The 23,894-nt window shown below is 40.1% G+C and carries 21 protein-coding genes, 2 tRNA genes and 1 pseudogene; 21 read left to right on the forward strand and 3 right to left on the reverse strand.

The window, feature by feature from the left end:
• A partial coding sequence (locus PHQ42_02475) for a HAMP domain-containing sensor histidine kinase (GenBank protein MDD5071581.1) occupies positions 1-1,092 on the forward strand: 1,092 nt, incomplete at its 5' end.
• A gap of 256 nt (positions 1,093-1,348) precedes the next feature.
• Here PHQ42_02475 and PHQ42_02480 read toward each other — a convergent pair.
• The gene (locus tag PHQ42_02480) at positions 1,349-2,125 is read right to left on the reverse strand and encodes an inositol monophosphatase family protein (protein ID MDD5071582.1); all 777 of its coding nucleotides are present in this window, start codon (positions 2,123-2,125) and stop codon (positions 1,349-1,351) included.
• A 5-nt stretch (positions 2,126-2,130) separates the two neighbouring features.
• Complete coding sequence (locus PHQ42_02485) at positions 2,131-3,201, reverse strand: SIS domain-containing protein (GenBank protein ID MDD5071583.1); 1,071 nt, start codon at positions 3,199-3,201, stop codon at positions 2,131-2,133.
• A 261-nt stretch (positions 3,202-3,462) separates the two neighbouring features.
• Here PHQ42_02485 and PHQ42_02490 point away from each other — a divergent pair, with 261 nt between their 5' ends.
• The 9 genes from PHQ42_02490 (at position 3,463) to PHQ42_02530 (ending at position 12,498) form a co-directional block, all read left to right on the forward strand.
• Complete coding sequence (locus tag PHQ42_02490) at positions 3,463-4,191, forward strand: YebC/PmpR family DNA-binding transcriptional regulator (GenBank protein MDD5071584.1); 729 nt, start codon at positions 3,463-3,465, stop codon at positions 4,189-4,191.
• A gap of 48 nt (positions 4,192-4,239) precedes the next feature.
• Positions 4,240-4,722, forward strand: a complete 483-nt coding sequence (ruvC, locus tag PHQ42_02495) for a crossover junction endodeoxyribonuclease RuvC (GenBank protein MDD5071585.1) — start codon at positions 4,240-4,242, stop codon at positions 4,720-4,722.
• Positions 4,723-4,762: 40 nt separating this feature from the next.
• Positions 4,763-6,247, forward strand: coding sequence for a glycogen/starch synthase (locus PHQ42_02500; GenBank protein MDD5071586.1), 1,485 nt, complete (start codon positions 4,763-4,765; stop codon positions 6,245-6,247).
• 331 nt (positions 6,248-6,578) lie between these two features.
• Positions 6,579-7,745 carry a polysaccharide deacetylase family protein gene (locus PHQ42_02505; GenBank protein MDD5071587.1) on the forward strand — a complete coding sequence of 389 codons (1,167 nt, stop codon included), beginning with the start codon at positions 6,579-6,581 and terminating at the stop codon, positions 7,743-7,745.
• 152 nt (positions 7,746-7,897) lie between these two features.
• A complete protein-coding gene (locus PHQ42_02510) occupies positions 7,898-8,917 on the forward strand; it encodes a phosphotransferase (GenBank protein ID MDD5071588.1) in 1,020 nt (339 codons plus the stop codon).
• 101 nt (positions 8,918-9,018) lie between these two features.
• Positions 9,019-9,882 carry a PHP domain-containing protein gene (locus tag PHQ42_02515; protein ID MDD5071589.1) on the forward strand — a complete coding sequence of 288 codons (864 nt, stop codon included), beginning with the start codon at positions 9,019-9,021 and terminating at the stop codon, positions 9,880-9,882.
• A 6-nt stretch (positions 9,883-9,888) separates the two neighbouring features.
• Positions 9,889-10,524, forward strand: a complete 636-nt coding sequence (locus PHQ42_02520) for a methyltransferase domain-containing protein (GenBank protein ID MDD5071590.1) — start codon at positions 9,889-9,891, stop codon at positions 10,522-10,524.
• Positions 10,525-10,566: 42 nt separating this feature from the next.
• Positions 10,567-11,997 carry a glycogen/starch synthase gene (locus PHQ42_02525; GenBank protein MDD5071591.1) on the forward strand — a complete coding sequence of 477 codons (1,431 nt, stop codon included), beginning with the start codon at positions 10,567-10,569 and terminating at the stop codon, positions 11,995-11,997.
• A gap of 156 nt (positions 11,998-12,153) precedes the next feature.
• Entirely contained in the window at positions 12,154-12,498 is a 345-nt protein-coding gene (locus PHQ42_02530) for a hypothetical protein (GenBank protein ID MDD5071592.1), read from the forward strand.
• Between the two features lie 79 nt (positions 12,499-12,577).
• On the opposite strand, the gene PHQ42_02535 is transcribed toward PHQ42_02530, so the two are convergent.
• Positions 12,578-13,081 (reverse strand): hypothetical protein, encoded by a 504-nt coding sequence (locus PHQ42_02535; protein ID MDD5071593.1) that lies wholly within the window; start codon positions 13,079-13,081, stop codon positions 12,578-12,580.
• 471 nt (positions 13,082-13,552) lie between these two features.
• On the opposite strand from PHQ42_02535, the gene PHQ42_02540 reads away from it, so the two are divergent.
• From PHQ42_02540 to PHQ42_02590, 11 genes and pseudogenes are all read left to right on the forward strand, one after another.
• Positions 13,553-14,794: a DHH family phosphoesterase gene (locus PHQ42_02540; GenBank protein ID MDD5071594.1), complete on the forward strand. Its 1,242-nt coding sequence runs from the start codon at positions 13,553-13,555 to the stop codon at positions 14,792-14,794.
• A 50-nt stretch (positions 14,795-14,844) separates the two neighbouring features.
• Positions 14,845-14,917 (forward strand) — tRNA-Ile (locus PHQ42_02545).
• 80 nt (positions 14,918-14,997) lie between these two features.
• Positions 14,998-15,071: transfer RNA gene (locus PHQ42_02550), tRNA-Val, on the forward strand.
• Between the two features lie 202 nt (positions 15,072-15,273).
• Positions 15,274-15,747 (forward strand): Hsp20/alpha crystallin family protein, encoded by a 474-nt coding sequence (locus tag PHQ42_02555; protein ID MDD5071595.1) that lies wholly within the window; start codon positions 15,274-15,276, stop codon positions 15,745-15,747.
• 5 nt (positions 15,748-15,752) lie between these two features.
• Entirely contained in the window at positions 15,753-15,974 is a 222-nt protein-coding gene (locus tag PHQ42_02560) for a DUF3006 domain-containing protein (GenBank protein ID MDD5071596.1), read from the forward strand.
• 13 nt (positions 15,975-15,987) lie between these two features.
• Positions 15,988-17,868 carry a VanW family protein gene (locus PHQ42_02565; GenBank protein ID MDD5071597.1) on the forward strand — a complete coding sequence of 627 codons (1,881 nt, stop codon included), beginning with the start codon at positions 15,988-15,990 and terminating at the stop codon, positions 17,866-17,868.
• 736 nt (positions 17,869-18,604) lie between these two features.
• Positions 18,605-18,820, forward strand: a pseudogene (gene acpP, locus PHQ42_02570) (acyl carrier protein).
• Between the two features lie 181 nt (positions 18,821-19,001).
• Positions 19,002-21,458 (forward strand): DNA translocase FtsK, encoded by a 2,457-nt coding sequence (locus tag PHQ42_02575; protein ID MDD5071598.1) that lies wholly within the window; start codon positions 19,002-19,004, stop codon positions 21,456-21,458.
• A gap of 383 nt (positions 21,459-21,841) precedes the next feature.
• Positions 21,842-22,486 (forward strand): MBL fold metallo-hydrolase, encoded by a 645-nt coding sequence (locus PHQ42_02580; protein MDD5071599.1) that lies wholly within the window; start codon positions 21,842-21,844, stop codon positions 22,484-22,486.
• Position 22,487: 1 nt separating this feature from the next.
• Complete coding sequence (locus tag PHQ42_02585) at positions 22,488-22,862, forward strand: response regulator (GenBank protein MDD5071600.1); 375 nt, start codon at positions 22,488-22,490, stop codon at positions 22,860-22,862.
• A 78-nt stretch (positions 22,863-22,940) separates the two neighbouring features.
• A partial coding sequence (locus tag PHQ42_02590) for a nucleoside monophosphate kinase (protein MDD5071601.1) occupies positions 22,941-23,894 on the forward strand: 954 nt, incomplete at its 3' end.

Genomic DNA, 23,894 nt, shown 5'->3' on the forward strand with positions numbered 1-23,894 from the left:
TTCAAAATAATCGCCGCGTCCCAAAAAGAGGATATAGGAAAAGTCTTAAAATTTTACTATTACAAAATAGCCTGGATGCAGCCGGACAATGACGGATTGGCCACTGATTCCCTTAAATTGGCCGCTGCGTCTGAAGGCGAAGAATTAGTCGGCAATTTTTCCCGGGAAAGCCGGTTCTGGCAGGTAGCCATGCCCATGAAAGATTCAGCCGGAGAAAAACAGGTCCTGCTAACTATGAAATTATCCTCCAAAATTGTTGACGATCTTACTAATTATAACCGCAACGCCTCCATTTTTCTGCTGGTTTTAACAGTTTTAATTGTCATCCTATTTTTGGCCGCGGCTGTCCGATTGTGGGATTACGCTCTTCTTTACAAAAAAATAAAAGAAGTGGACCAAATGAAAGATGAATTTATTTCTATTGCCTCCCATGAACTGCGCACCCCGGTGACTGGCATCAGGGGCTATGTCTCCATGATCCTGGAAGGTTCTTTTGGCAAAGTAAGCGGCAAAATTGAAGAAAGCTTAAAAATGGTAGAAGGCGCTGCCGGCCGCCTTGCTTCTTTGGTGGAAGATTTATTGAATGTAAGCAGAATTGAACAAGGCCGATTGGCAATAGAAGCCAAGCCGCAGGATCCGGGTCCGATTATAAAAAACATAATGGCGGAACTGTCGATCCAGGCAAAACAAAAAAAATTGGAATTAAAATACCAGCCCCACACAGAAAAATTGCCTTTGCTGAATATTGACGATGAGCGCTTTAAACAGGTTTTAATTAATCTAATTGGCAATAGCATAAAATACACGGAAAAAGGCCGGGTGGAAGTAATGACCTCTGAAAAAAATAACGGCAAAACTTTGGAAATAAAAATAAAAGATACGGGCATCGGCATGTCGGCCGCGGACAGAGAACGGCTATTCCAGAAATTCTACCGCGTCCAGACGGAAAAAACCAAAAATATTACCGGCACCGGCTTGGGCTTATGGATTACCAAACAAATTATAGAACTGATGAAAGGCAACATAATGATTGACTCTATGGAAGGGGTCGGGACGCAGGTTAGCTTGCAATTTCCGGTAGTAAAAAAATAGAATCTATGTGAATAAAAAAGGTGAAATCTATAAATTTCACCTTTTTATTTTAATTTTATTATTTTTAAATGCCAATAAATGCCAAATTGAAAATTTTAAAAGGCTTGCGCTAATTTTATTTTTTCCCGAGTTGCAATTAACTAATTTGTCTTGTATCCACCCATTCCAAACTAAACGTCTTTATTTAATTCCTTTAATGAATTACCCCGCCGCAAGCGGACGGGGTATTAAAAACTATTAATAAATGGTGTTGCAGTTAAATATCTTCTAATAATTCCAGCATCTGATCATGAACCTTTCCATTGGTAGCTAAAACCGAGGTAGATTCAATTGTTATTTGTTTGCCTTCAATATCGGTTACCGTGCCACCGGCTTCTTGAATTAATAGAGAACCGGGCAAAATGTCCCAGGGATATGTTTTTACATTAAAAAATATATCAAATTTACCACTAGCAATATAAGACATCGCGGCTAAACCCGACCCAAACATTCTCATATGGAGTGTTTTTTTAAAAATACTGTCAAGAGCAAGAATCGTCCTAGCCCGGGCATCCTTTTTTGAAGAAATGTGGGTCAATACAACTGATTTTTTCAATTCATTATTTTCATCAACATGAATTTTCCTGTTATTTAACATTGCTCCTTTTCCGGCTTCGGCAAAATATAATTCGTCTTTAACCGGATTATAGATAGCGGAAATTATCGGCTGTTGCTGATAAACCAAACAAAGGGCAACGCGAAAAGGGGCGCTGGCATGATAATAATTCATGGTGCCATCAATCGGGTCCATAATCCAAATATAACCAGTATGCTGGCCGGTAAAGCCTGATTCTTCGGAAAGAATACTGTGTTCAGGGAAATTTATCTTGATTTTATCAATTATAATTTTCTCAGACCCAATATCAATGTTAGTAACAATATCGCTTTTAGCTTTAAAAGAAACTTCTTTGACTTTGTTGATATTAGCCATTAAAAATTGCCCGGCTTCTTTTACGCACTCAATTGAAATTTTTTTTGCTAAATTTACATCCATATTATCTATTTTAATTGCTTCTTAAACCAATCCACCCAATTTATCTCCGCCGGATTAACCTTGTTAAGCATGGCCAGATAAAAACTAACCCAGGCGCTAAGCTGTAAAACTTCAAAAGCCTGAACCAATTCCGTTTTGCCCGTTAAGGCATGGCTAACGATCTTTATCTTGCTCCTTTTAACTACCTGCTTCGTCAAACGGCTTCTTGTTTGCACCCGCGGATGATAAAGTTTTGAATCCAAAAATAAAAATATTAAATTTTTTCTATTGCTTTTGGGATTAGCCAAACTTTCCAGGGCGTAATGGTTCAATTCCGGCAAAGTCAAATAACTGGCAAAGTTTTTGCTGTTCTCGCAAAATTGGTTGCGCCAAGCCCGCAAATTTCCAATTAAAAATTCGGCCCCGACCAATACCGGCTGCCGGCCAAAAAGAGCTTCAGCTATCTTCTTCGCCTGATTGTTTTTATTAGCTATGGCCGGCCTTAATTTCCGGTCCCAAATTTCCAGATCAGCGATTAAATCCTCAATTTCTTTCACTTTAATTTTGAAAAGGCCGGCTTTGGCCAATATCACCGCTGTGCCAAAAATCATATAGCCTATTCCCAGCCGCGGCTGGTTTGAAGGATTAAATTCCGGTTTAAAAATATAGCCGGGGATATTATCCTTTATCATCAGCTTTTCCAGTTTTCCCCCTCCGCGGGAAGTAATAGCGGCGATTTTTGCTCCCCGTTTTTTAACCTCTTTATAAACAGACAGCGGCTCTTCGGTTCCGCCCGAATAGGAAGAAATTATATAGAGGGTATTTTTACCCACGTGAGCCGGCACTCGGTAGCCGGGGACGATTGATAAGGGCGCTTTTAAGTGGTCAGAAAAAACAGCCTTAACGATTCCGGCGCCCAAATTGGAACCGCCCATGCCGTTAACCACGACTTCATTTATTTTGTCGCAAGAAGCCGGCATCTTTATTAAGCGGGCATCGGTCAAAACCTGCCTAACTTGGTCAGGCAAAAATTGGATAGACTCAATTACTCCTTTTATTTCACTTTCTTTTAAAGTCATAAATTTTTTTGCTTTCATAATGCTATAAGTTACAAATTACAAATTTATTACAAATTTTACAAATACGAAAAAGACGTTCTCCCTAATTATTTGTAATATTTGTATCTGATTTGTAATTTGTAACGGAAACAAATGACTTATTCCCCCTACATCTATTATAAACTACCTTGATTTTTATTTCAATTCGTGTTAATTTAAAGTCATCAGGCCTTGCCTGATTTATTTTACTAAAATTACCAATTATTCATTTTGCATTATTCATTATTCGTTATTCATTTTATGTCGGGACATTCCAAATGGGCCACAACCAAAAGAGCAAAAGCGGTCGTAGATGCCAAGCGAGGAGCTGTATTTACAAAAATTGCCAACCTTATTACCATTGCCGCCAAAGAAAAGGGAGGAGACCCGAATATCAACTTTACCTTGCGAATGGCGATTGAAAAAGCCAAACAGGCCAATATGCCCAAAGATAATATCGCCAGGGCAGTTAAACGAGGTACGGGAGAAGGTGGCGGGCAAGAGGTCGCCGAACTAATCTATGAGGGCTTTGGTCCGGCTAAATCCCAATTTATTGTCAGGTGTTTAACTGATAACCGTAACCGGGCCGCGGCCTCCATCCGTCACTTATTTTCCAAAAACGGAGGCTCTCTCGGCTCTGTTGTTTGGAATTTTTCTCAAAAAGGCGTGATAAGAATTTTAAAAGAAGAACTGGCCAAGGCTAACGTGAGATTAGAAAATATGGAATTAAGCCTTATTGATTTCGGCGCCCAAGATATTTTACGGGAAGAAGAGGGCATAACCATTTACACCAACCTTGAGGATCTCCAGGGTTTAAAAAAATTCTTAGAAGAAAAAAATATTAAAACAGAAACAGCCGATATGGAATTTATTGCCAAAGAAAGCCGGGAAATTGCCGGCGAGGACAAGGAAAAAATTGAAAAATTTATTGAAGAGATAGAGAATAATGAAGATGCGGTTGATTATTATCATAATATCTCCAATATTTAATTCTCGTAACTTATAACCAACGGCGTTATGCGTTATGCGTTAAGCTTTATGAGCCAAACGATTTTAGGAATTGACCCGGGATTGGCTGACACCGGCTTTGGAATTATAGAAAAAAACAGCCGAACCGGATTAACCTGCCGGGAATATGGATCAATAAAAACTTCACCCAAGGAAGAACTGGGGGAAAGACTGGAAATTATTAATAAAAAACTCGACAAAATAATAAAAAAATATAAGCCCAAGCTGATTGCGGTGGAACAATTATTTTTTTGCAAAAATGTAAAAACCGCTTCAGTCGTCGGACAGGCCCGGGGCGTAATTCTTCTTACGGCCAGGCAGAATAAAATCCCGACAGTTGAATTTACTCCTCTGCAGGTTAAACAGGCGGTTTCTTCTTACGGCCAGGCAGAAAAATCGCAGGTGCAAAAGATGGTAAAACTGCTTCTTGGTTTAAAAGAATTGCCAAAACCCGATGACGCGGCCGATGCCTTGGCCATCGCTATCTGCGCCGCCAATAGCCAATTGTCCTAAAAATCTTAAAAATATTAATAATTCCAATAATCTCACAAAAATGTCCAAGAAATTAAAAATTGTCCATATTGCTTCTGAAGCGGCCCCTTTTTCCAAAACCGGGGGCCTGGCTGACGTTGCGCGCAGCTTGCCTAAGGCCCAAAAAAGACTGGGGCATGAAGTAATTGTTATTACCCCGCTTTATGGGCAAACCATTGAAAAAAAACGGGATAACTTGAAACTGGTCTACAATAACATCAAAGTTTATCTCAATTCCAAAGAAGCGGTAAGAATTAATTACTGGAAAGGCTATCTTATGGATGACTTGCCGGTTTATTTTATTGAAAACAAAAAATATTTTTCCAAAAGAAAAGCCATCTACGGGTCAAGCCATGAAAACGCCCGTTTTTTAATTTTTGACGTAGCCGCCCTAAAGCTCATTTCTCTTTTGAAATTTGAAGCTGATATCGTTCATTGCCATGACTGGCAGGCCGGCCTGATCCCCTTTTATTTAAAAACCGATTTTCGCTACTCAAAAACCCTGAAAAAAGCCAAAACCGTCTTTACTATCCATAATTTGGTTTTTCAACTCGGGCATAATTGGTGGGAGGTGCCGGCCAAATCAAAAGACTATGGCCGAAAGAGAATCCCCCATACATCAGACAAAAAAATTGAATACCTTAATTTTGCCAAAAGAGCAATTCTTTCCGCCGATATTATCAATACCGTAAGCGAACAATACCGAGAAGAAATAATGACAAAAAAATTCGGCCAGGACCTGCACCGAATTTTGTCTAACCGGCAGGATCGACTATTCGGGATAGTCAACGGCATTGACTACAAGGCTTACAATCCGGCCAAAGACACCGGACTTTTTAAAAACTACGACTTCAAAAAAATTCACCGCAAAAAATTAAATAAAGAATATTTGCAAAAAAAATTCAAATTGCCGGCGGACATAAAAACCCCCCTTTTCTGCACAACTTCCCGCGTCACCTTTCAAAAGGGCTTTGAATTAATTTTAAAAATCGCCGATAAACTGCTGCAGTTTGATATTCAGTTTATAATTATCGGCTCCGGAGATAAGGGTTATCTCAAAGAACTGGAAAAATTGGCAAAAAAATATCCAAAAAAATTAGTGGTTATCCCTTCCCACGAGGAAAACCAAAAATATGAAACCTTGGTATACGCCGGCTCTGATTTTTTCCTCCTGCCCTCTTATCATGAACCCTGCGGCATAAACCAGCTGATTGCCATGCGTTATGGCTGCGTGCCGATTGTCAGAAAAGTCGGGGGTTTAAATGATACGGTTACGAATTTTAATCCAACCACGGGCAAGGGCACCGGTTTTGTTTTTAGCCAATTTGACGAGTTGTCCCTGTTTGAAGCCATAATCAGGGCCTTGGAAAATTATAAGCATAAAGACACCTGGCGCAGTTTAGTTTCCCGCATTATGCAGGAGTCAAACAGCTGGGAAATACCGGCGAAGAAATACATTTTGCTTTACCGGAAGGTTTTGAAAATTAACGGACAGAAGGGAAAGTAGGTGTTAGTTAATTAGATACTTAGGGATTAGGGATTGGGGATATTGCTAAATTATTAAATTGTTCCACCCCGTCGCGGTCTCCGAACCGAGAAGGCGACAAAAGTAATACTTATATCATTGCGAGTCCTGAAGCCTCGGGACGAAGCAATCTCTGGTTAGCAGAAAAAAACAAATTAGTTAAATAAGTTACTATTAACCGAATTAATATCGGAATTAGACGTTTTTAAGAGAATTGTACTTCGTGCCCCTTTACCAGAGATTGCTTCGGTCGCTCCTGCTCCCTCGCAATGGCAGAATACAAAAATTTTAATTATTCATTATTCATTTTTACATGCTTTGGATTAATTTCTTACATCTTTACCAGCCCGTTAATAATGACGCCCGCTTGATTAAGGAAGCGACGGAATTAAGCTACGCTCGCATAATCAGGGCTTTGGAAGAACATCCTGATTTGAAATTCACTCTTAATGTCACCGGCGCCCTGATTTTGCGTTGGGAAGAATTGGGTTATGAAAATTTGTTAAAAAGGTTAAATAACTTAAGGAAAAAAGGCCAAGTTGAATTAACAGGGACCGCCGCTTATCATCCTCTCCTGCCTCTAATCCCGAAAGAAGAAACAATCAGGCAAATCAAAGAAAATGAAGAAATCTTGCGAAAACATTTTGGCAAAAATTTCCGCCCCCGGGGATTTTTTATTCCGGAAATGGCTTATGGCCGGAAAGTGGCCAAAATAATAAAAAAACTGGGTTATGAATGGATAATTCTTGATGAAATTGCTAATAATGGTAAATTGGGCCAGACCGATTTTAATAAGATTTATGAAGACAAAAACAGCGGCTTAAAAATAATTTTTCGCTCCCGCCGGCTCTCGGAATCTTATATTCCGGAAACTTTAAATGAGATAATGGCCAAAGAAAAAAACCATAACTTGGTTATCACGGCCACAGATGCGGAGCTATACGGCCTAAGGCACAATGACCCAACGGCAGAATTTGAAAAAATTATAAAAAATCGGAATTTAAAAACCAAAACTATTTCTGAATTTATTGATGAACGCAAAAAAACAGAAAAAATTAGCCCCATCGCCGGCAGCTGGGTATCAACCGAAGAAGAATTAAAAAAAAACCAGCCCTACATGCTTTGGCTTGACCAAAAAAATGAAATCCAAAAAAACATCTGGGAACTGGCAAATTTGGCCTACAAAACCGCGGACAAATATAAAAAAGACAAAAATGCCCATTGGGCGCGCTGGCATTTGGTGAGAGGTCTAGCCAGCTGCACTTTCTGGTGGGCGAGCGCCCGGGATTTTGGCCATATCTTCGGCCCGCTTTCCTGGAATCCGGATGAAATTGAACGGGGGGTTAATGAATTAATCCGGTCTGTCCGGGCTTTAGACGACCTTGCTACTAAAAAAACGAAAATCAAGGCGGAAAAATTATATTTAAAAATAAAGCAGCTAATCTGGAAAAAACACTGGACTTATTACTGGAAGAAATAATAATCCCACAAATCTACAAATCCGCTACAAATTTACAAATATTAACTAAAGCGTTTGGATTAGTATTTGTAAATTTGTAAAAAATTTGTCCCGCCACTTTATTACAATTTATGTAGGCGGGATCCCGCTGTAGCGGCGATAATTTGTAATGCATGAATATAATCCACAATCTCTTTGATGAAAAATATGTTATAGATTTGTTGAAAAAAGAGGTATTGCCCAAGTACCCCGATTTTATTGATATTAAAAAAGTAAAAATCCGCTCCCATAAAAGCCATGTTTGGGAAACGACTTACCATGTCGTCCTTGAATTCAAAACTTCTTTCCTCGCCAAAGCCGGCAAAACAAAAATTTTGTCCATTTTCTGTTCGGCCCATAGCGAAGAGCCGCGAAAAAATGTTTATCACGCTTTAAAATATTTATGGGATAACGGTTTTGCCAAAGGCTTTTTAACCATTCCCCATCCCCTCTTTTATTCCGAATACTTCAAGGCGACTTTCTACCGCGGCGTCAGCGGCAATAACCTTTACCATTACATAAGAAAAAAAGATTATAAAGAAATAGAGACGATTGTCCCCAAAGCCGCGGCTTGGTTTGCCAAATTGCACCGGCTGTCTACGGAAAACGCCTATAATTTTAATGAAGAAAACAGCCGAATCAAAACCGTTATTCCCGGCAGTGGCCAGATTCTTCTCGATATAAAAAAACAATATCCGGCCTATTATGGCGCCTACAAAAAGGCTTATGAAATTTTTGTAAAAAAAGAAGATGATTTTTTGGCCTCAACTTCTGAAAAATGGCTTGTTCACGGCGACGCCCACCCGGAAAACATTATAAAAATGGGAAAAAAGAAATTGTCAATTATTGATTTCACCGATATTTGCCTGTCTGATTTTGCCCGGGACCTGGGTTGTTTCTTGCAACAGGTTGAATTTATGTTGATGAGAAAAATAAACAACGAAGAATACGCCGAAAAAATCAAAAATCTTTTTTTGGAAAATTACTTCAAGAATGCTAAAATAAAACTAGACAAAGGTTTGCAAGAGCGGATTGATAATTACTATAATTGGACCGCTATCCGCACCGCTACCTTTTTTCTGACAAAATATAAAAACGAACCGGACCGAGCCGAACCTTTGATAGAAAAAGTAAAAAATAATCTAAATATATAATTACAAATTCACAAATATCATCACGAATAACACAAATGAAAATTAATATTTCAGATAATATTTGTGAATTTGTTTTCTGATTTGTGAATTTGTAATAACATATGTTAATTGATTTGCAACTTCATTCAAACTATTCTGACGGCTATTTATCGCCTACCGAGGTAGCTAAATTTGTCTCTGACCAAGGGGTAAAAATAGCGGCTCTAACCGACCACAATACGGTGAGCGGTTTGGGCGAATTCAGGCAGGCCTGCCGAAAATACAAAATTAAGCCCATCACCGGCCTGGAACTCTACGCAAAACTGGGAGGCATAAGGCTAAATTTACTTTGGTTTAATTTTGACGAAAAAGACGCCCGCCTCCATGACATCTTGCGCGTAAGCCAAATCAGAAGAAAAATTAAAGTAAGAAAAATTCTAAAAAAATTGGCAAAAAAAGGATTCAAAATTGATATCAACAAAATTCTGGATAAATACACCCACTATGTCCCCTTAAATCACATCGTTGATGACATCTGGGAAATCCCGGCCAACCAGACCAAAATAAAAAAAGAATTAAAAATGAAGAATCCGCAGGAGGGAGAGATTATCGGCCAATATTTCCGCAATGAAAACATAGGCATCTTAAGGGAAAGCTATACGGATATAAAAAAAATTCTGGCTTTAAGAAAAAAAATCGGCGGCCAGCTTATTTTTAACCATCCGGGCAAGCACGACCAATTAAGGAGAAAACTTCTGAAAAAATTAAAAAAAATGGGAGTGGACGGGATTGAAGTAGTTTCTCCCCATCATTCTGTCGGCGCGGTCATGTACGCCCAGGCCATGGCCAGAGAATTTGATTTTATAACCACCGGCGGCTCGGATTTCCACCGCCACGAGGGAGAAAATTTTCCTCTCCAAAATTCTTGGCAATATTTTAAAGTGGACTCAAAATATTTAAAAGGAATAAATAAAATAATCGGCTAAAATTCTATGGCGGTGGAAACTCATATCTACGACCAACGGTTTTTTAAAAATACCATAAAACTGGAAAGTTCTTCGGCCAAAGCGGCCGTCAATATTCTAATAAAGCATTTTCATCCCCAGAGCGTTATTGATATCGGCTGCGGAGCCGGAATTTATTTAAAAGGATTTTCCGAACGGGGCGTAAAAATTAAGGGGATAGACGGCTCACCGGCCGCCAAGAAAGAATCGCCGGTCAGGGGCAAAATTAAAATTTATGATCTCTGCCGACCCCTCTCTTTAAAAAAACAATTTGCTCTCTGCCTCTGCTTTGAGGTAGCCGAACACCTGCCCGCTCAATGCGCGCCGACATTAGTTGACACTTTAACTAAAGCGTCCCCCCTGATAGTTTTTACCGCGGCCACGCCCGGACAGGGCCCGAGAAGCATCGGCCATATCAACGAACAGCCGCGCGAATACTGGATAGAAAAATTCAAGGCTAAAAATTTCATTTTAGACAAAAAACTTACAGCCCGAATTAAAAAAGAAATGAAAACTAAAAAAGTCGTCTGGTGGATTGCGAAAAACTTAATGGTATTTAAAAGGATTACAAATTACAAATCAAATACAAATATTACAAATTTTATATCAAGATGTTTGTTTTAGTATTTGTAGATTTGTAATGAATTCGTAATTCGTAGGAGTTATATGAAAAATAAACTAAAAATTCTAATGGCCGCATCCGAAATGGCGCCCCTGGCTAAGGTTGGCGGGCTGGCCGACGTGGTCGGTTCCCTGCCCCCGGCGTTAATCAACCTTGGTTGCGATGTCCGCGTGGCTCTTCCGGCTTATGGGTCAATCGACAAGAAAAAAATCAAAGCCAAAAAAATATTAACAGGCGTTAATATAAAAAGCGGCGGAAAGAATTTGAAGATAAATGTTTGGCGGGTTAAAATAAACGGCCTAACGGTTTATCTTCTTGATTGTCCGAAATATTTTGGGGGAAGAGAAATCTATAAAGGCGGCAAAAAATTTTACAACGGCGATAAAGATTCCGAGCGTTTTCTTTTTTTCTCTTTGGCGGTTTTGCAAGCTCTGCCGGAACTAAAATTCCAGCCGGATATAATCCACACCCATGACTTCCATACCGCCCTTATCCCTAATCTGATCAAGGCTTCAAAAGATCCCTTTTTCAAAAATATTAAAACTCTTTACACAATACACAATTTAAACCATCAGGGAAAATCCGAAATAGGAATTTTGTCCACCGGCAATCTAAAAAAAGATTCCTCAAAATTTTTATCCCGCGATGCCCAAGACGGAGATATAAATTTTATGGTCCAAGGCATTGTCAGCTCTGATTTGGCCAATACCGTGAGTCCGACTTATGCTAAAGAAATCGCCACTTCCATTTACGGGGCCGGCATTGAAAAAGTCATCAGGCAAAACCAAAATAAAATTTCCGGAATCCTGAACGGAATTGATGTTAATTTTTTTGACCCGGCCAAGGATAAATACATAAAGGAGAATTACACTTATAAAACTTTGGATAAAAAAACGGGCAATAAACTGGCTCTGCAAAAGCAGCTTGGATTAAAACAGGATAAAAACATCCCTCTGGCCGGCCTTATTTCCAGATTAGCCTGGCAGAAAGGGCTAGAGCTTTTTGCCGAAGAAGCCGCTAAACTCCCTTGCCAGTTCGTTTTTTTGGGTACAGGTGAAAAAAAATACGAAGACCAGCTGAAAAAATTGGCGAAAATTTATCCGAATAAAATAAGCGCCCAAATTACTTTTGACATAAGACTGGCCCAGCTAATTTATGCGGCTTCGGACATATTTTTAATGCCTTCCCGCTTTGAACCCTGCGGATTGGGCCAAATGATCGCGATGCGCTACGGCGCGGTGCCGATTGTGCGCGCTACGGGCGGGCTGGCCGACACTGTTGATAAAAAAGTAGGATTTTCTTTCTTTAATTTTTCAAGCCAAGCCTTTGCCAAAACTTTAGAAGAAACTCTAAATATATATTATAAAAAACCGAGGAAATGGAAAAAAATGCAAAAAAGAGGCATGAAAAAGGACTTTTCCTGGAATAAATCAGCTAAAGAGTACCTAAAATTATACAAAAAACTAGTTGGTTAGGTATTAACTGCCAAGCACAAAATTCAAAGCACCAAATTACAAATAAATTCAAAATTATAATATTTAAAACTCAAACCAAAAAATTAAAAAAATGTTTTGAATTTTGAATATTGTAATTTATTTAGAATTTGTAATTTACTATTAATTATAAACTTTATGAAATTATTTAAAATAGACTATAAAAATTGCGGGCTCTGCGCCCAAAGCCTGCTCTATTCAATCGGCGTACTCGCCTACGTCACAATCGTAGCCCTGGTTATGAGAAACGGCGAAAAGCTTTTCGGCAAAGAAGACACTTTCTGGGGCCCGATCGCTTTTTTAATGCTCTTTGTCTTCTCCGCCCTTATCACCGCCTCTTTAGTCCTTGGTCGACCGATTTATCTCTATTTAAACGGTAAAAAAGAAAAAGCGGTCCGCTTATTTTTCTGTAATATCGTCTGGCTTTTCATCATCACCCTGATTATTTTTATCTCGCAGATAATTTGGCAAAATAAACTGTAAAGTATAAAAATAAACAAAGTCAGGTTAAAAAAACGGCCCGCTTGAATTAAACGGACCGTTGTTTGATGTTTGGCAAAGATTATTTAATCGGCTCGATGAAAATTTCCGTCGTTTCGCCTCCGAAGAAGCCTCTTTTCGTCCTGACACCAGCGCGAGTGCCCCAGCCATTTTTGGCAAACTCGGTTGCTACCAAAGAATTTGCAAGATTACCCAGCGCAGAGTTGCCGGATTGGGTCCGGAGCAGGCTGGCGCCCAAATCCGGATTTAACCCGGCAATGGTGTTTTCTGGCTTTGGAGAAAACAAAAACGGAGATATCGGCGTGGTATACGACCTGCTGTAAGGAAAAATATCATCGTGGTCAAAAAGACCCGAAATACCCGTTCTCACCATTGGCAATGTACTTGATATGTTCATGATATTACCCTCTCTTTCTTCCGTTTCGTTTCTTTCCTTTTCTTCGTTTTTCTCTGCTTGACTGTCCAATACGGCCCTGATAGCCCTAGCAATCGGAATGCCGATAATCCCAAATATGCCGGCCGGGGCTGTAAGCGGAGAAAACAAAAATCCAATACATACAGTCATACCAAAGGCTGTAGCGTTGTTCGCTGTTTCATTTGTGGCCACACAGACCACCTCCTTATTAAAAGAACAAAAGTTTATTTTTCAGTGATATTTCTCTGTTTTTAAACCCTTTTGATTATTATAATTTTTAATCTGCTAAAAAACCTTAAAGGTTTGAAGAAGAGAATGGAGTATATTTTACCCCTTTATTTTATACCTCCTTTTTGCCAAAAAGTCAACCACCAGCCCCTCTCCTAATTCTTGCCCCATCGTATGACTGGGGAGGAGAGGGGCTGGGGGTGAGGTATAGTAAGGAGAGGGGAAAATCCCCCTTAATCGCCTTTTGCCAAGTGGAAAAATAAAAAAAGCCGGCAAAGAAAATTCGGCTTAAAAACTTGAATAAACACTTGACACCGATGATAAATTAATATATATTTAAAGACTGACAAAATAATTAAATCCCGCCGGTTTTTGCGGAAACAAACCTTAATTATGCTAAATCAGGAACAGCAAATTTTTGAGCAAATCAAAAAAGCTAACAATATTTTAATAACTTTCTCCCGTGTTTGGAACGGAGACTCGGTTGCCAGCGCTCTGGCTTTATTTTTATTTTTAAAAAGATTGGGGAAAAGCGCGGAAATAGCGGCGGAAATGCCAAAAACAAAAGCAGCCCCTCCGGCGGTCGGAAAAGTTTTTTCTTTTCTGCCGGCTTTTTCAGAAATAAAAAATGAGTTGGAAAACCTCCGCAAATTTATAATTTCTCTGGACATTACTAATGCCAAGGTCAGCCAAATAAAATACAAACTGGAAAAAAACAGTTTAAATTTCATAATTTCCCCCAAAGAGGGCTTTTTTACTCAAGATGACATAACTTCTTCCACCGGCGGATTTAAGTATGACTTAATTATAACCCTTGACGCTCCCGACCTGGAATCGCTCGGTAAAATTTATGACAATGACACGGAATTCTTTTATAAAACTCCAATAATAAATATTGACCACCAAAGCGACAACGAAGGGTTCGGGCAAATAAATTTCATAGAATTGAACGCGGTCTCCGTTTCCGAAATTTTATTTTCTTTGTTTGAAAGCTATTCTCGGGAGTTAATTGACGAAGACATCGCCACCTGCCTGCTAACCGGCATAATTTACAAAACCAGAAGCTTTAAAACCACAAACATCACCCCCCATACTCTAAACGCCACCTCCGAACTCATTTCTATGGGCGCGCGCCGAGAAGAGATCGTCAATATGCTCTACCGCTCCCGCACTTTAAACGTTTTAAAATTATGGGGCCGGGTGCTGGCCCGCCTAAATGAATCCCTGGAAAATAAATTAATCTGGTCAACTTTGTCACATATTGATTTCCTGAAAACCGGAGCCGGGGAGGAAGATTTAAGCGAAGTAATTGACGAACTTATCGTCAATATCCCCCTGGCAAAAATTATCGCCATTATCTACGAAAAACTGCCGGAAAATGACACAACCGAAAACGGAATAAACCCCATTAGAGATTTATCTCTAAACGGGGAAAGTAACCAAAAATTTAATTATCCGACAACCGGCTTATTCGTTTATTCGGTAAAAAACATTGACTCAATGGATTTAATCAAAGAATATAATCCTACTGGCGACAGACGGCTGGCCAAGGCGGAAATCAATAAACCGCTAGCCGCCGCGGAAAAAGAAATAACCGGACTCATAGAAGAAAAATTAAAAAAACTCCCTCTTTAAGGAGTTTTCTTCTTGCCAGAAAATCAATATAATGTTAAATTCTTTTTAGAGCGCCCGTAGCTCAGCGGTTAGAGCACCACGCTTATAACGTGGGGGTCGATGGTTCAAATCCATCCGGGCGCACAAGCGCGCTGGAAACGGGTTTATGGCTTTCCGCCTCAAAAGCGGAACAGACAGTTGGTAAAAATTTGATTTTTAAATTTGGGCGGCTAGCTCAGCTGGTTAGAGCGTTACGTTGACATCGTAAAGGTCACAAGTTCAAGTCTTGTGCCGCCCACAAATTCAACAAAAATCGCGAAGGCCTTTCCCCGCCTGAACGCAATTTTGGCGGGGCAAAAGCTTATTCGGGGCTTATCTTGGGGCGATCCCCCTTAAGCCCGCGCGATAAACTCTTGCCTAAAAACAATAATACTCTTATAATATAATTGTACTTAAAAAGATTAATTTTTATTTTATTATTTTATTTTTATATTATTAATATGGGAAATTTTTTTAAAAAACTAGCCGGCTTTGATAACAGAATTGATAATAAGGCGGGAGAGAAAGGCGACCCGGAGGAAAATTCGGAATTAGAGAGCGCGGAGGCAAGCGAAGAAAATGGGTGGATAGATGAAGATTACGAAGAAGGCCAGCTGTCTATTGATGTTTACCAAACACCCGAAGCGATTGTGGTGAAATCCACTATCGCCGGGGTCAAACCGGAGGATATAGATATCTCCATAAACAATGATATGCTGACTATTAGGGGCAAAAGGGAGGAAAACGAAAAAATAGAAGATGAAAACTATTTGTATCGGGAGTGTTATTGGGGTTCTTTTTCCCGTTCCATAATCCTACCCGTGGAAGTCAAGGCTGAAGAAATTGAGGCAATCCTGGAAAACGGCGTTTTGACAATCATTCTGCCTCGATCCAGAGCTGCCAAGCAAATCTCCGTTAAGATAAAAGAAAAATAAAAAATATGGAATATCCATTGACAATTGACCGTTTTGAAAATGAAAAAGCTGTTTTAAAAACCGAAGATGGAGAGACGATTGTTTGGCCAAAAAATATGCTGCCGGCCGGAGCAAAAGAAGGAATGATTTTGGCTTTTACGGTTATTGGGGACGAGGAAAAAGAAAAAAATAAAAAAGAACTGGCCAAAGATATTTTAAACGAACTCTTAAATACGGGAAAAGATTGATAAGGCAAAATTTATGCTTTTTGGCGTTAACCCTAATAAAAATCAAGCTTTAAAATGGCTACTTGTCTTTGTAGCTGTTTTTTTTGCTTTTCTGATTATATCTTCCGCCGCCCTGCTGATTTTTGAAAAACAATATGAAGGCAGGATTTATCCGGGAATTAAAATCGGAAATATTGACTTGGGCGGACGGACAAAAGAAGAGGCGGAAAAACTATTGGGCGGAAAAATCAACGAACTTAACCAAGAGGGATTAAAATTTAAATACAATAACCAGCGGGCTGCCATTGCCCCAACCGTCGTTTCCCTGGAGACCGACCTGTCTTACCGAATTGTATCTTTTGAGCCGGAGCGGACTGCCGGAGAAATTTTTGCTTTTGGCCGCAACCGAGATTCCCTTAATAATCTAAAAAATAAAATAGATTCCTTGCTTTTTGGAAAATCCGCGGGAATAATCTATATCCTGAACGAAGAGGAAATAAAAAAAATTCTCAAATCCAACTATGAAAAATTCGAAAATCCCGGCAAAAACGCCGAATTGGCGGCTACCACCACGCCAGCCAATCCCGAAGAAATTATTTTTTCCGTCAGCGAGGAAAGATTGGGAAAAATTATAGATTACGAAAAAGGCTTGGAGGAATTAAAAACAAAATTAAATAAGTTAAATTTCTCCCCCATAGAACTGACCACCAAAACAGATTACCCGACTATCCATAAAAATGAATGCCTAAACATTGAAACGGCGGCGAAAAAAATTTTGGAAACCGCTCCCCTTACCTTAACTTATGAAAATAAAAAATGGATTATAGATAAAAAAGAATTGGCTGATATTCTGGCCTTGGAACGCCAAAAAAACGGAGAAATAGCCGTTAGCCTAGATCCGAAAAAATTGACCGAATTTTTAGAGGAAACAATCGCCGCGGAAATAGAAAAAGAGCCGGTTGAAGCCAGATTTAAAGCAGACAATGGCCGGGTCACAGAATTCCAGGGAAGCCGAGACGGCCTAAAGCTGAAAATTGAAGACAATATAGCCAAAATCAAATCCGAATTCATTATCAACAAAAACAATACCGCAGAACTGATAGCCGAAGAAATAAAAAGTTCCGTAAAAACCGGGGAAATAAATGATCTGGGCATAAAAGAAATCATCGGCACGGGAGAATCTAATTTTTCCGGCTCTCCGACTAACCGGCGCCATAACATTAAAATCGGCTCCTTTTCCTTAAACGGAATTTTAATAAAACCGGAAGAAGAATTCTCCCTGAATAAAGCCCTGGGCAAAATTGAAGCGAAAACCGGCTATCTGCCCGAATTAGTCATAAAAGGCAATGAAACTATTCCGGAATATGGCGGAGGTCTTTGCCAAATCGGCACTACTATGTTTAGGGCCGCTTTGGCGACTGGCCTGCCCATAACCTCCCGGCGAAACCATTCCTACCGGGTTTCCTATTATGAACCGGCCGGCACAGACGCCGCGATTTACAGCCCCTGGCCCGATGTCCGCTTTATCAACGATACCGGCAGCCATATCCTAATCCAGACTAGAATTGAGGGAGACGATTTATTTTTTGATTTTTGGGGAACGAAAGACGGAAGAATCGTGGAAAAAACGGATCCAGTAATTTATAACATCGTTAAGCCCGGACCAACAAAAATTGTGGAAACCTTGGATTTAAAGCCGGGAGAAAAAAAATGTACGGAAAAAGCCCATAACGGCGCTGACGCTTACTTTGATTATAAAGTCACCTATCCGTCAACCACGGCCACGGCCACGCCGGAAGTGAAAGAAAAAAGATTTTCCTCTCATTATGTCCCCTGGCAGGAAGTCTGCTTAATTGGGGTGGAAGAATTAACAACCGCGTCTTCAACTCCCGAAAGCGCTGATGTCGGGCAGTAAAAAAAATTATTGAAATAAAAAAGACCGCCTATAAAAATCAGGCGGTTCTTTATTTCCGAGAATCTACTTACTTACGCACAATAAATATTTCTCGTCCATCAGGACTCGGTTTGAAGACAAGCGGAATTTTTATCCTCCGTCCAGAAGGAGTCCTCGTCTGATTTTGACGCCCCTCCTCAATCTGACGATTGAGCTTCTCTACCTTTACAATCTGCTCATGAGTTAACATTATATTTACTCCGCGTTAAAATGGAAAGGTCTATTATAGTTTAATAATAGCATATCTCGCCAAAAAATCCAGAGAATAAGGCGTAAACCAGCAATAAGATAGAATAATAAAAAAATACGGCTCCAAAACCGTGTTTTTTAAAAACAAAAAGACCGGCTTAAACGGGCAGGCAAGAAAATTTCTTTCAGGTGTTCTTAAGCCCACAACAGAAAACAAAAAATTCTTCATTATTGACCGGCATTTCTGGATTCATTTATTACTTCTTTCACTTCCTATTATGGGCCTAAAAACCCTAATAAGAAAATCCCCATGCTTGTCGTGCCTGACCCGTTTAAATCGGCCTTTTAATTGTTAACTTGCTATCTTAGCATATAAAAATAACCTTGTCAAGGCCTGCTTTACATAACTATTTACATCGGGTTGACTTTTTTGGAATTTCGGCTATAATGGATAATCATGCTTTTCCCGTTTTTTTCATCCTCATAAACCGAACAAGGAGGGTAAACGATGGCTGAAATAACAGTTAAAGAAAGGGTGATTAGTATAATTGCCTTCACCCTCGGCGTTGATCCAGAAAAAATAATGCCTGAATCATCGCTTATGGATGACTTGGGGGCGGATTCCCTGGACAGGATCGAGATTATTATGGCCCTGGAAGAGGAATTCAAGATTGAAATTTCCAACGAAGAAGTCCAGACGGGAAACCCTGTCGGCGAAGCCATTATGGCTAGTGGCCGGGCGACCAGCCAAGCGTTAATGGTCGTCAGCAACATTATTGAATTCATCAAGAAGAAAATCCCTAATCAGCCTGTTCTATAAGAACAGGCTCTTTTTTTTGCTATTTTAGTGTGATATAATAAAAACAGAAAAAATAATTAAACTTGGCGAAATTCGCATTATATTTATGGCTAGAAGAAAATATAGGCGCAAAAAAGACCCTTTGGATTATATTGCCCTGCCCAAGATAGATTTAGACCCGGACACAAAAAAAGGTATTTTTATTGTTTTAATCCTCTTGTTTGGCATCATCGGCTTTTTAAGCTTATTTGGCTTGGCTGGGAGCCTCGGAGTTTATCTGGCGCATAGCCTGGTCTTAGCCTTTGGCTGGGGCAAGTGGCTTTTCCCAATAATTCTTATAATCCTTGGACTGCTTCTTTATAACGAGGACAAATATTATATAAGGGGAACTAACTACCTCGGTCTGTTTCTGTTTGTTGTTTCTTTCCAGGCGCTTCTTCATTTTTTTATTGAGGTGGACCTCTGGAAATTAACGGCTGGCGACGGCGTAGGCGGCGGCTATTTGGGAATGTACCTGGCCTTAATTTTCCACAATATCATCGGTTTCTTTGGCAGCCTAATAATTTTAATCGGCCTCCTGCTTATTTCTTTGATGCTCATGCTTGATACCTCTTTAAATAAACTAATCGGCTCGGAAAGCATTTTTGCTTCTGTCTTCTATCCTTTTAAAGCCGTGTTGGAAAAATTGTTTGGCAAGAAAGACCGGGAAGAAGAGGAAGAAGAGGAAGAGGAGGAAGAGGAGGAAGAGGAAGAGGAAGAGGAGGAGGAGGAGGAAGAAGAAAAAGAGATAGGCTTTTCCAATAAGGAAGTAGGCGAAAATTTAGAATTTACAGAACCCCTGTCGGAAAAGAAAAAATCCAAAGAGGAGCTGGCCTGGAAAAGCAAAGGTGTAAAAATAGATTTGCCCCTATCCCTCTTAAACAACAAAGTCGGCAAACCAACCAGCGGGGACATAAAAAACAACGCCTTTATAATTCAAAAAACTTTGGAAAATTTTGGCATTGCCGTGGAAATGGGAGAAGTAAGCGTTGGTCCGACCGTTACCCAATATACCTTTAAGCCGGCCGAAGGCGTTAAATTGTCACGTATTACTTCTCTGAATAATGATTTGGCCCTGGCTTTGGCCGCCCACCCGATAAGAATAGAAGCGCCTATACCCGGACGAGCCTTGGTCGGCATTGAAGTGCCAAACCAGACCAAAGCCATTGTGGGTTTAAGGGAAATTTTGGAAAGCGGAGAATTTAAAGAAAGGAAAAATAATTTAACCGTAGCCTTGGGCAAAGACGTCTCCGGAAAAAGCTGGGTCTATGATATAAATAAAATGCCTCATCTCTTAGTAGCCGGCGCTACCGGTTCGGGAAAATCCGTCTGCCTTAATTCCATTATAGTAAGCCTTATTTATCAAAATAATCCGGATGACTTGCGCTTTATCATGGTTGATCCGAAACGGGTGGAATTGCCGATTTACAATTCTATTCCCCACCTCTTAACTCCGGTTATCACCAATGTTAACAAAACCATTAACGCTTTGAAGTGGTGCCTTAATGAAATGGACCAACGTTTTGAAACTCTTTCGCGAACCCACAAAAGAAACATCCAAACCTATAACGAAGGCCTAAAACCCGGGCAGGAGAAAATGCCTTATATAATTTTTATCATTGATGAACTGGCGGATTTAATGGTCGCGGCCGGACGGGATATTGAAGGCGGAGTAATCCGGCTGGCCCAGATGGCCCGGGCGGTAGGCATCCATTTAATTTTAGCCACCCAACGGCCCAGCGTTGACGTTATCACCGGCTTAATCAAAGCCAATATGCCGACCCGCATCGCTTTTTCCGTGGCTTCCGGGGTAGATTCTAAAACAATTTTAGACGCCCTTGGCGCCGAAAAATTGCTCGGCCAGGGCGATATGCTTTTTATTACAGCCGAAATTTCTAAGCCGAAAAGGTTGCAAGGCGCTTATGTTGGGGACCAGGAAATAAAAAGAATTATAAATTATATCAGAGGCAATGGCGGCGAGCCCGATTACGTTGACGGCATAACGGAAAAACAGAAAGTCCACGGCATTGCCGGCGTAGGTTTTAACGGCGACGGCGAGGACGAAGATGATTTGTTGGAAGAAGCCAAGGAATTGATCATAAATTCCGGCAAAGCTTCGGCTTCTTTTCTGCAAAGGCGCTTAAGCATCGGCTATGCCCGAGCCGCGCGCCTGCTTGATATTCTGGAAGACAGCGGCGTAGTCGGTCCGGCAGACGGAGCCAAGCCCAGAGAAATAATGGTAAGCCCAGAGCAATATGAAGATTTAATTAATCAAGGCGTAAGCGAGACAAGTTTGCATAAAAAAGAAGAGGCCGAAGAACCGGATGAATATTTGGAAGATGAGGACGAAGAAGAGGGAGAAGATGTAGAGGCGGCTGACCAGCCGCCTGAAGACGAAGAAGACGTGGGGACGGCTGGACAGCTGTCCGAAGAAGAAGCAGAAACATCTGATAGTGCGTCTAAAAAAGATAAAGATAACAAAAATTCACCAGACGATGACGACGGCATGTATTTTGCCAAATAGCCCTTGAATTGGGAAAAACTCAATTTGCCCGAAAAAAGGCAAAAATATTGCTTTGGCGAGAATATCTAAATATCACTTAGAGACTAAACAAGCCGAGAAGGGTTAGTAAAAATTAAAAAATACAAAAATTGTCTAAAATGGATTTTTGAAAAAGGGTGTGGCAAATTTTATTCCGCTATTAAAAATATAGAGGCTTGCCAAACAAAATCTAAATGACTTGGCCACGAAAAATCCTTTTTAAACAGAAACGGACTATGGCCTGCCCCAAAAAGCCAAATAAAAAAAGACTAATAAAGCAAAAATAACCCGACATTGACACTAACCTTAATTTTGCTATAATAAAAATAGGTTTCTTAACCTATTTTTATTATATATAATCTTATATGTACATATCCTGGCTAGGACAATCCTGCTTTAAGATCCAAGACAAAACAACTCCGGATGGCGTAACTTTAGTCACCGACCCTTTTGACAAATCCATCGGCTTAAAAGTGCCTAACTTTGAGGCGGATATTGTTACTGTCAGCCATAACCATCAGGATCATAATAATACAAGCGCTCTGCGCGGCAATCCTTTTATAATTGACAGCGCCGGCGAATACGATCGGAAGGGAGTAATGATTGAGGGCGTAGAGTCCTATCATGACGACAAGGGAGGGGCTAAGCAGGGAAAAAATATAATGTATCGGATTGAAATTGACGATATTACCATAGTCCATCTCGGGGATTTGGGCCATATTCTTGATAACAAACAATTGGAAAAAGTGGGCGGAGCCGATATTTTGTTAATCCCTGTGGGCGGCACTTACACTTTAGACGCCAAAAATGCGGTGGAAGTCGTTTCCCAAATTGAGCCGCGAATAGTTATCCCGATGCATTACAAAACTAAGGATTTAAAAATAAGCCTTGACGGAGTTGATAAGTTCATTAAAGAATTGGGGCTTAAACCGACGATTGAAGAAAAATTAAAAATCAGTAAAAGAGATCTGCCGGCCGAAGATATGGAGCTGGTGATCCTTAACTTGTGATATGGGCAACAAAAAGAAAATTCTCGTCGTGGAAGACGACCAAATGATTTGTTCAATGTACAGAACCAAATTTGAGGCTGACGGCTTTGCCTGTCTGGTGGCTAACGACGGGCAAATTGGCTTAGAGACCGCCAGGAAAGAAAAACCGGATCTTATAATGCTTGACGTGATTCTGCCCCAATTAGACGGCTTTTCCGTCCTGAAAGAACTAAAAGCCGACAGCAAAACAAAAAACATACCCATTATTATGCTCACTAACTTGGGCACGAATGAAGATAAGACCAAGGGGGAAAAACTAGGAGCGGCCGATTACTGGGTTAAAGCCAGTTTGACCCCGGCCGAAATCAGCAAAAAAATTAAAGAGCATCTGAAATAAACCAAATAATAAAATAATAAAATAACATAAAAAACGGAACTACTTATTTTATTATTTTATTATTTTATTTTTAAAAACATGAAAAACTACGAACAAGACTTTCCTTTAGAGTTATCCAAAACTAAAGTTGAGAATTTAACCGAAAACTTTAATTTGGCAATTCCGGCGGAAAGAAAAAAATATTTTGAGGCCAAGGCCGGCAAAGAAATTAAAAAACTGAAAGAGTATTTGGAGAATAACACTTTTATCGCTTACTGGCTGGGCAAAAAAAATTCCGGCAAAGGCACTTACTCAAAGCTAATGATGGAAATATTCGGGGAAGAAAAAATCGGCCATATTTCCGTCGGCGACGTGGTCAGAAGCGTGCATAAGGATATTGACGATGAAAATAAAATGAAAGAATTGATGGAATATCTGGAAAAAAATTACCGCGGCTACATTTCCATTGACGAAGGGATAAAAGCGCTTCTGGCGCGAGACACAAAAACTTTATTGCCGACTGAATTTATCCTTACCTTGGTCAAGAGAGAAATTGACAAAATGCCGAGAAAAACCTTGTTTATTGACGGCTTTCCCCGCGAACTTGACCAGGTTTCTTATTCCCTTTATTTCCGCGACCTGATTAATTATCGGCAGGACCCGGATATTTTTGCGGCGATTAACATTCCGGAAGCGGTAATTGACGAACGCATGAAATACCGCGTGGTCTGCCCCCGTTGCCAAACTCCCCGAAACCTGAAACTTTTAGCGACGCAAAAAGTCGGCTATGATGAAACAAAAAAAGAATTTTATCTGATTTGCGACGACCCGGCCTGCGATAATGCCCGCATGACAGGAAAAGAAGGAGACAGTCTGGGCATTGAATCAATCAGGGCTAGAATTGAACTCGATGACAAATTGATTGACAAAGTTTTTTCCCTCCATGGCGTCCCGAAAATCCTTTTGCGCAATTCTATTCCGGTAGAAGAAGCGGAAAAATTAGTGGACAATTACGAAATTACGCCGGAATATGGTTACAAATTAGAAGAAAAC

Source organism: Patescibacteria group bacterium, from assembly GCA_028711655.1.
Lineage (GTDB): Bacteria > Patescibacteriota > Patescibacteriia > Patescibacteriales > JAQTRU01 > JAQTRU01.

Bases quoted from the DNA above. Each gene is read 5' to 3' on its own strand.
- PHQ42_02480 (MDD5071582.1), bottom strand. From the start codon at position 2,125: ATGGATGTAAATTTAGCAAAAAAAATTTCAATTGAGTGCGTAAAAGAA.
- PHQ42_02485 (MDD5071583.1), bottom strand. From the start codon at position 3,201: ATGAAAGCAAAAAAATTTATGACTTTAAAAGAAAGTGAAATAAAAGGA.
- PHQ42_02490 (MDD5071584.1), top strand. From the start codon at position 3,463: ATGTCGGGACATTCCAAATGGGCCACAACCAAAAGAGCAAAAGCGGTC.
- ruvC (MDD5071585.1), top strand. From the start codon at position 4,240: ATGAGCCAAACGATTTTAGGAATTGACCCGGGATTGGCTGACACCGGC.
- PHQ42_02500 (MDD5071586.1), top strand. From the start codon at position 4,763: ATGTCCAAGAAATTAAAAATTGTCCATATTGCTTCTGAAGCGGCCCCT.
- PHQ42_02505 (MDD5071587.1), top strand. From the start codon at position 6,579: ATGCTTTGGATTAATTTCTTACATCTTTACCAGCCCGTTAATAATGAC.
- PHQ42_02510 (MDD5071588.1), top strand. From the start codon at position 7,898: ATGAATATAATCCACAATCTCTTTGATGAAAAATATGTTATAGATTTG.
- PHQ42_02515 (MDD5071589.1), top strand. From the start codon at position 9,019: ATGTTAATTGATTTGCAACTTCATTCAAACTATTCTGACGGCTATTTA.
- PHQ42_02520 (MDD5071590.1), top strand. From the start codon at position 9,889: ATGGCGGTGGAAACTCATATCTACGACCAACGGTTTTTTAAAAATACC.
- PHQ42_02525 (MDD5071591.1), top strand. From the start codon at position 10,567: ATGAAAAATAAACTAAAAATTCTAATGGCCGCATCCGAAATGGCGCCC.
- PHQ42_02530 (MDD5071592.1), top strand. From the start codon at position 12,154: ATGAAATTATTTAAAATAGACTATAAAAATTGCGGGCTCTGCGCCCAA.
- PHQ42_02535 (MDD5071593.1), bottom strand. From the start codon at position 13,081: ATGACTGTATGTATTGGATTTTTGTTTTCTCCGCTTACAGCCCCGGCC.
- PHQ42_02540 (MDD5071594.1), top strand. From the start codon at position 13,553: ATGCTAAATCAGGAACAGCAAATTTTTGAGCAAATCAAAAAAGCTAAC.
- PHQ42_02555 (MDD5071595.1), top strand. From the start codon at position 15,274: ATGGGAAATTTTTTTAAAAAACTAGCCGGCTTTGATAACAGAATTGAT.
- PHQ42_02560 (MDD5071596.1), top strand. From the start codon at position 15,753: ATGGAATATCCATTGACAATTGACCGTTTTGAAAATGAAAAAGCTGTT.
- PHQ42_02565 (MDD5071597.1), top strand. From the start codon at position 15,988: ATGCTTTTTGGCGTTAACCCTAATAAAAATCAAGCTTTAAAATGGCTA.
- PHQ42_02575 (MDD5071598.1), top strand. From the start codon at position 19,002: ATGGCTAGAAGAAAATATAGGCGCAAAAAAGACCCTTTGGATTATATT.
- PHQ42_02580 (MDD5071599.1), top strand. From the start codon at position 21,842: ATGTACATATCCTGGCTAGGACAATCCTGCTTTAAGATCCAAGACAAA.
- PHQ42_02585 (MDD5071600.1), top strand. From the start codon at position 22,488: ATGGGCAACAAAAAGAAAATTCTCGTCGTGGAAGACGACCAAATGATT.